This window comes from Brevibacterium pityocampae (assembly GCF_039541555.1).
Classification (GTDB): Bacteria; Actinomycetota; Actinomycetes; order Actinomycetales; family Brevibacteriaceae; genus Brevibacterium; species Brevibacterium pityocampae.
Genome location: NZ_BAABGL010000001.1, coordinates 74271 through 81041, shown reverse-complemented (window position 1 = coordinate 81041; position 6771 = coordinate 74271). Strand labels below are relative to the sequence as shown.

The window sequence follows — 6771 nt, the reverse complement described above, 5'->3', positions numbered from 1 at the left end:
CCGTCGGCGTCGCGGCGGACGAGGTCGCCGGAGTGGAACCAGCCGCCGTGGAAGGCTTCGGCGGTGGCTGTCTCGTTGTTCCAATAGCGGTCCATGACGCAGGGTCCGCGGTAGACGATCTCGCCGACCTCGTCGACGCCGACGTCGTTCATCTCCGGGTCGACGATCCTGATGGAGGTCTCCGCGGTCGGCTTCCCGACTGACCCGATCTTCCGCAACGAATCCTCGAAGCGCAGGCTGACCGCCGTTCCGGTGGTCTCCGTCTGCCCGAACACCGCGGTGATCGCTGCGTCAGGCATGCACTCGGCCATCCGCAGCAGGAGCTTCTCGCTCGCCGGGGCCCCGCCCCAGTTCGCATGGGTGATCGCCAGTCCCTCGCCGCCGCTGCGCTCGATCTCCTCGCACAGGAGCTGCCACTGCTGGGGCACCATGAAGGCCGCGCTCACCGCGGTGCGCTTCATGGTCGTGAGCGTGGCTGCGGGGTCGAAGCCCGCGCTCGGGATGACGAGGGCCGTCGCGCCGCCGGCGAGTGCGCTGAGGAAGGACATGAAGGAGCCGATGTGGAACAGGGGAGGGGCGAGCATGATGGCCCCGCCACCCGGCTCCACTCCCCAGCGCGCGGAATTCTGGATCGCGGAGGAGAACACCGTGAGGCAGGTGAGGACGGCCCCCTTGGGTTTCCCGGTGGTGCCCGAGGTGTGAAGGATGACGAAGTCGTCCGTGCCGGCGGGCACGAACACGTCCTCGACCGGGAGCCGGTCCGTGCTCGCGGCCGCAGCGTGGAACTCCTCGGATCCGGATTCGAGCACCACCGGTGCGGAGTCGGTGGCGGCGAGGGCATCGCGGGCCTGCTCCGCGGTCGCCGGCTCGGTGACGAGGAGCTCTGGGTCGGTGCTGTCGACGATGTAGGCGATCTCCCCGGCGCTGAGTCGGAAGTTGATCGGCACGATGATCGCGCCGAGCGCCGCCGCGGCCGCCGCGGCGAGGAGGAACTCGGGGCGGTTCGTCGTGAGGACCGCCACCCGGTCGCCGGTGCCGATGCCGCGCCGACGGAAGTCGGCGGCGAGCGCGAGTACCGAGTCCGCGCACTCCCGCCAGCTCGTCGCCTCGTCGCGGTAGCGGATGGCGACGGCATCGGGGATCTCGTGCGAATGGCGCAGCAGCTTGCCGACCAGCGACGGCGATCGGCTGAGTGCGAGCGCCGCTGCCGCGGCGGTGTCGGTGGTCACGGGGATGCTCCTCGGGTCGGCGTCGTTTGAACACGACTGAACGTTCGTAAGGCTGAATGCAGCCGAGGTTGTGAGCGACGTCACGGGGCCCGCCACCGCGGCCGCGTCCGCCGCCCGACCGCGGACCGCAGCCGCTAGACTGGGCGCATGGCATTGATCAGTGATTCCGACGCGGCCGTGGCGCGCGAGGCGTTCGGTGCCGTCGGCACCGCGATGCTCACCCCCTTCGACGCCGCCGGCGGCATCGACTACGCCGCCGTGGAAGCCACCGCGGAGCACCTCGTGGACCTCGGCAACGACCAGCTCGTCGTATCCGGCACCACCGGGGAGTCCCCGACCACGACGGACGAGGAGAAGAGACGCCTCCTCGAGACCGTGGTCGGCGCCGTCGGCGATCGCGCCCGGATCCTCGCCGGCGTCGGCACCAACATCACCGCGCACTCCGTCGAGCTCGCCCAGCAGGCGGCCGCCGCCGGCGCACACGGGCTGCTCGTCGTCACCCCCTACTACTCGAAGCCGCCGCAGGCCGCGATCGCTGAGCACATGCGCACCGTCGCCGACGCCACCGAGCTGCCGGTCATGCTCTACGACATCCCGGGCCGCTCCGGGGTGCCGATCGACACCGAGACCCTGCTCCGGCTCGCCGAGCACCCGCGGATCCTCGCGGTCAAGGACGCCAAGGGCGACCTCGTCGCCTCGCAGCGCGTGATGACCGAGAGCTCCCTCGTCTACTACTCCGGCGAGGACGCGCTCAACCTCCCCCTCATGGCGTTCGGCGCCGTGGGCATCGTCTCCGTGGTCGGCCACGTCAGCGCCGACAAGTTCGCTTCCATGGTGGCCGCCGTCGGGGACAACGACCTCGACTCCGCCCGCCGCATCGCCGGGGAGCTCGCGCCCCTCGTCGACGCCATCATGAATCACCTCCCCGGAGTGGTGGCCGTCAAGGCCGCCCTCGAGCTCCAGGGAGTGATTCCCACCCGCGCCACTCGCATGCCGCTGCTCCCCGCAGCAGACGAGCAGGTCGAGTCCCTGCGCGCTCAACTGATAAGGAGCGGTTACCTCCAGTGACCCCATTTCTCGCAGAGCCCGGTGAACCGCCCGTCGTCGATCCGGAGGCGCTGCGCATAGTCGCCCTCGGCGGCCTCGGCGAGGTCGGCCGCAACATGACCGTGTTCGAGTACCGCGGCAAGATCCTCATCGTCGACTGCGGCGTCCTCTTCCCCGAGGAGGAGCAGCCCGGCATCGACCTCATCCTGCCGGACTTCAGCTACCTCGACGGCCGGATGGACGACATCGTCGGCCTCGTCCTCACCCACGGCCACGAGGACCACATCGGTGCCGTGCCCTACCTCCTCAAGCGCCGCGCCGACATCCCGATCCTCGGCTCCGTGCTCACGCTCGCACTCATCGAGGCGAAGCTCAAGGAGCACCGGATCAAGGCGACCACCCGCGTGGTCAAGGAGGACGACACCGACCAGCTCGGCCCGTTCGACCTCGAGTTCGTCGCCGTCAACCACTCGATCCCCGACGCGCTCGCCGTGTGCATCCGGACCGGCGCCGGAACCGTGCTCCACACCGGCGACTTCAAGATGGACCAGCTGCCGCTCGACCGCCGGATCACCGATCTGCGCGCCTTCGCCCGACTGGGCGAGGAGGGCATCGACCTGTTCCTCACCGATTCGACGAACGCGGACGTGCCCGGCTTCACCTCGTCGGAGAAGAACATCGGCCCGGTCCTCGAGACCCTGTTCGGCACCGCGGAGCGGCGCATCATCGTCGCCTCCTTCGCCTCGCACGTCCACCGCGTCCAGCAGGTGCTCGAGGCGGCGAACGCCCACGGCCGCAAGGTCGCTCTCGTCGGCCGCTCGATGGTCCGCAACATGAAGATCGCCCAGGACCTCGGCTACCTCCACGTGCCCCACGGCGTGCTCATCGACCTCAAGGACGTCGACAAGCTGCCCGACGACCAGGTCGTGCTCATGTGCACCGGCTCGCAGGGCGAGCCGATGGCCGCCCTGTCCCGGATGGCCGCCGGCAGCCACCGGATCGAGGTGGGGGAGGGCGATACCGTCATCCTCGCCTCCTCGCTCATCCCGGGCAACGAGAACGCCGTGTTCCGCGTCATCAACGGGCTCATGAAGCTCGGGGCGAACGTCATCCACAAGGGCAACGCCAAGGTCCACGTGTCCGGACACGCCTCGGCCGGCGAGCTCCTCTACTGCTACAACATCGTCAAGCCGCGCGGCGTCATGCCGGTCCACGGCGAATGGCGCCACATGCTCGCCAACGCGCAGCTCGCGATGGACACCGGGGTGCCCGAGGATCACGTCGTGCTCGCCGACGACGGCTGGGTCGTCGACCTCAAGGACGGGCGCGCCGAGGTCGTCGGCGCCGTGGACTGCGAGTACGTGTTCGTCGACGGCTCCTCGGTGGGCGAGGTGACCGAGGCGGACCTCCGCGATCGGCGCACGCTCGCCGACGAGGGCTTCGTGTCCGTATTCATGACCGTCGACTCCAAGCGCGGGGAGATCCTCGCCGGCCCGATCGTGCACACGCGCGGCGTCGCGGAGAGCGACGCGGTGTTCGATTCGATCCGCCCGAAGATCGAATCCGCGGTCAAGGACGCTCTCGCGAGCGGGACCAAGGACGAGCACCGGCTGCAGCAGGTCATCCGCCGCACGCTCGGCCGCTGGATCTCCTCGAAGCTGCGCCGCAAGCCGATGATCGTCCCGATGGTCGTCATCGTCTGAGCCGACTGCCCGCCACGGAGCTCGCCGCCCGAGTGTGTGAAGAGCCGGCCCACCCCGCGGGGTGGGCCGGCTCTTCACATCCGTGCGGGTTCAGCCCCGGTCGTAGGCGTGCCAGCGCTCGGCGAGCCCGGCGGCGGTCGCGCCGAGGGCGCGGGCGACCTCGGCGAAGGTCTGCGGGGTGAGCCGGGAGGACGGCCCGGACACCGACAGCCCGGCCGGTGCCGGTCCGCCGGGGACGGCGACCGCGAGGCAGCGCACCCCGACCTCCTGCTCTTCGTCGTCGACGGCGTAGCCCACCTCGCGGGCGCGTGCGATCTCGCCGAGCAGCGCCTCGACATCGGGGGCCGGGCCGCCGTCCACCGGCGGGAGGGCGAGCAGTCCGCGGGCCTCCTCGACCGGCAGCGCGGCGAGCACCGCTTTGCCGACCCCGGTGTTGTGCAGCGGCACGCGGCGGCCGACCTCGGTGAACATCCGCATCGAGCGCGGCGAGGCGGCCTGGGCCACGTAGGTCATGGAGTCGCGGGTGAAGAATGCGAGGTTGACGGTCTCCCCGAGCGACTCCGCGAGCTCCGCGAGGAGCGGCTGGGCCTCCGCGCCCGTCTGGTGCGCGGCGACGGCGCCGAGGCGCACCAGCCGGGGCCCGAGCGAATAGCTCCGGTCGGCGAGCTGGAGCACGATCCCGCGCGCGGCGAGCGTGCCGAGGATCCGGTGCACCGTGGGCACCGGGAGCCGGATCGCCGTGGCGAGATCCTTGCTCCGCGCCGCACCCCCGGCGTCCGCGAGGGCTTCGAGGACGTCGAGGGTGCGGTCGACCGATTGGACGCGCTGGGGCGAGGACACGGTTCAGCGGCGGCCGGCGGGCCCGGTGCCGCCGGGGCGGTCGGCCCCATCGGTGGCGCGGTCGCCCGTACGATCGGCGTGCGGATCCGCGGCGAGGGAGCCGGCCGGGACCTCGGCGGCCGCGCGCTCCTGCTCCTCGTCGACCGGGAGCAGCTCGTCGTTGTCCCGGCCGCTGGAGCGGGAGAGCAGGACGAACGTCACCGCGAGGCCGATGAGGATGAGCGCGAACATGATCGTGCCGATGTTGAGGCCGGGCCCGAACACCATCATGTAGGCGATCGATCCCGCCGTGAGGCAGTAGACGGCCATCGGGATGATCGTCTTGCGGATGATGTCGCCCTCGCGACCGAGCAGGCCGACGGTCGCGGCGGCGGCGACGACGTTGTGGACCGCGACCATGTTGCCGGCCGCACCGCCCACCGCCTGCGCAGCGACGACGGTCTCCGGCGAGGACGCACCGATATTCACGCCGGTGGTGAACTGGAACTGCGAGAACATGAGGTTGGACACGGTGTTCGACCCCGCGACGAACGCGCCGAGCGCCCCGACGAAGGGTGCGGCGAGCGGCCAGTTGTGACCGAGCGTCTCTGCCGCCGCCGACGCGAGCGTCACCGGCATCGAATCCATGCCCGCAGCGTTGTAGTCCGGGCCCGAGTTGATGAACACCCGGACCATCGGGACCGAGCACAGGAGTGCGACGGCCGCACCCGCGATCTGCCCGCCGGCGAGCTTCCACGCGGCGGCGACCTGGCGGCCGCTCATGCGGTGGAGCGCGATGGTGATGAGCGAGGCGAGGACGAAGAGCGCACCCGGCGAGTAGATCAGGTCCATGTTCTGGTTGATCGGGGTGCCGAAGATGCCCTCGACCTTGATGACGGCGGGGCCGGTGAGGAATGCCTTGACCGCCGGGATGTTGCGGGTGATGAGGAGGAGGACGACGACGATGAGGTACGGCGCCCAGGCCTGCACGAGCGGCATCCGCTTCTTGAGGTGCGAGGCCTCCGCGGCCGGGCTGACCGTTCCCATCCAGCGCTCGGGCCAGCGGTAGCGCGGCGCGAACTCCCAGGTGTCCTTGGGGGTGAGGAAACCGGCGCGGGCGGCGGGCACGACGATGAGGAGGCCGACGAGGCCGCCGATCATCGAGGGGAACTCCGGGCCGAGGAAGGTGGCGACGAGGAGGTAGGGGACGATCATCGCGAAGGCGGCGAAGATCGCGAAGGGTGCGACGGCGAGCCCGTCGGCGAACCGGCGGCGGCTGCCGAAGAAGCCTGTCATGAAGCAGCACAGGGTGAGCGGGATCAGGATGCCGCAGATCGCGTGGATGAGCGCGACCTGGCCGGCGGTGTGCGCGACGAAGCCGAGCTGATCGAGGCCGAGCACGCCGGCGCGCTCGGCGACATCGGCCGACATCGCACCGGTCTCATCGGCCAGGCCGTTGCCGATGCCGGTGAGCATGGGGGTGCCGACCGCGCCGAAGCTCACCGGGGTCGACTGGATGATGAGGCCGAACAGCACCGCGGCGATCGCGGGGAAGCCGAGGGCGAGCATGAGCGGAGCGACGACCGCGGCGGGTGCGCCGAATCCGGCCGCGCCCTCGATGAAGCTGCCGAACAGCCAGGCGACGATGATGACCTGGACGCGACGGTCGGCGGACACGGAGATGAACCCGGCGCGGATCGTGTCGATCGCCCCGGACTTCGTCACGGTGGCGAGCATGACGAGCGCACCGAACACGATCCACAGCAGGCCGATGGCGACGAGGATGCCCTGCACGATCGAGGCGCCGATGGTCACGAGGTCGATCTGCCAGGCGAAGAACGCGACCGCGGCCGCGACGACGAGGCTGATGGGCATGGCGATCGCTGCGGGCATCCGGAAGCCGAGCAGCAGCACGCCGGCCACGATGATCGGGAGGAGCGCGAGCAGCGCCGCGACGAAGAGGTTGTCCATGT

General features: G+C 70.6%; 5 protein-coding genes. 2 read left to right on the top strand and 3 right to left on the bottom strand.

Annotation, left to right across the window (positions count from 1 at the left end; genetic code table 11):
* On the bottom strand, positions 1 to 1229 hold a 1229-nt coding region (locus tag ABD883_RS00355; protein WP_345028977.1), incomplete at its 3' end, for an AMP-binding protein.
* A 147-nt stretch (positions 1230 to 1376) separates the two neighbouring features.
* On the opposite strand from ABD883_RS00355, the gene dapA reads away from it, so the two are divergent.
* Together dapA and ABD883_RS00345 are read left to right on the top strand one after the other, a co-directional pair.
* Positions 1377 to 2297, top strand: a complete 921-nt coding sequence (dapA, locus tag ABD883_RS00350) for a 4-hydroxy-tetrahydrodipicolinate synthase (RefSeq protein ID WP_137320091.1) — start codon at positions 1377 to 1379, stop codon at positions 2295 to 2297.
* Entirely contained in the window at positions 2294 to 3979 is a 1686-nt protein-coding gene (locus ABD883_RS00345; protein ID WP_137320090.1) for a ribonuclease J, read from the top strand. Before dapA ends, ABD883_RS00345 begins: the two co-directional genes overlap by 4 nt.
* A 90-nt stretch (positions 3980 to 4069) precedes the next feature.
* Here ABD883_RS00345 and ABD883_RS00340 read toward each other — a convergent pair whose 3' ends face one another.
* Together ABD883_RS00340 and ABD883_RS00335 are read right to left on the bottom strand one after the other, a co-directional pair.
* Positions 4070 to 4819 (bottom strand): IclR family transcriptional regulator, encoded by a 750-nt coding sequence (locus ABD883_RS00340; RefSeq protein ID WP_345028975.1) that lies wholly within the window; start codon positions 4817 to 4819, stop codon positions 4070 to 4072.
* A gap of 3 nt (positions 4820 to 4822) precedes the next feature.
* Positions 4823 to 6769, bottom strand: coding sequence for an L-lactate permease (locus ABD883_RS00335; RefSeq protein WP_137320088.1), 1947 nt, complete (start codon positions 6767 to 6769; stop codon positions 4823 to 4825).
* Positions 6770 to 6771: the final 2 nt, after the last annotated feature.

What these genes read in the sequence shown, in the direction of transcription:
- dapA (WP_137320091.1), top strand. Translation starts at nt 1,377, where the DNA reads ATGGCATTGATCAGTGATTCCGACGCGGCCGTGGCGCGCGAGGCGTTC.
- ABD883_RS00335 (WP_137320088.1), bottom strand. Translation starts at nt 6,769, where the DNA reads ATGGACAACCTCTTCGTCGCGGCGCTGCTCGCGCTCCTCCCGATCATC.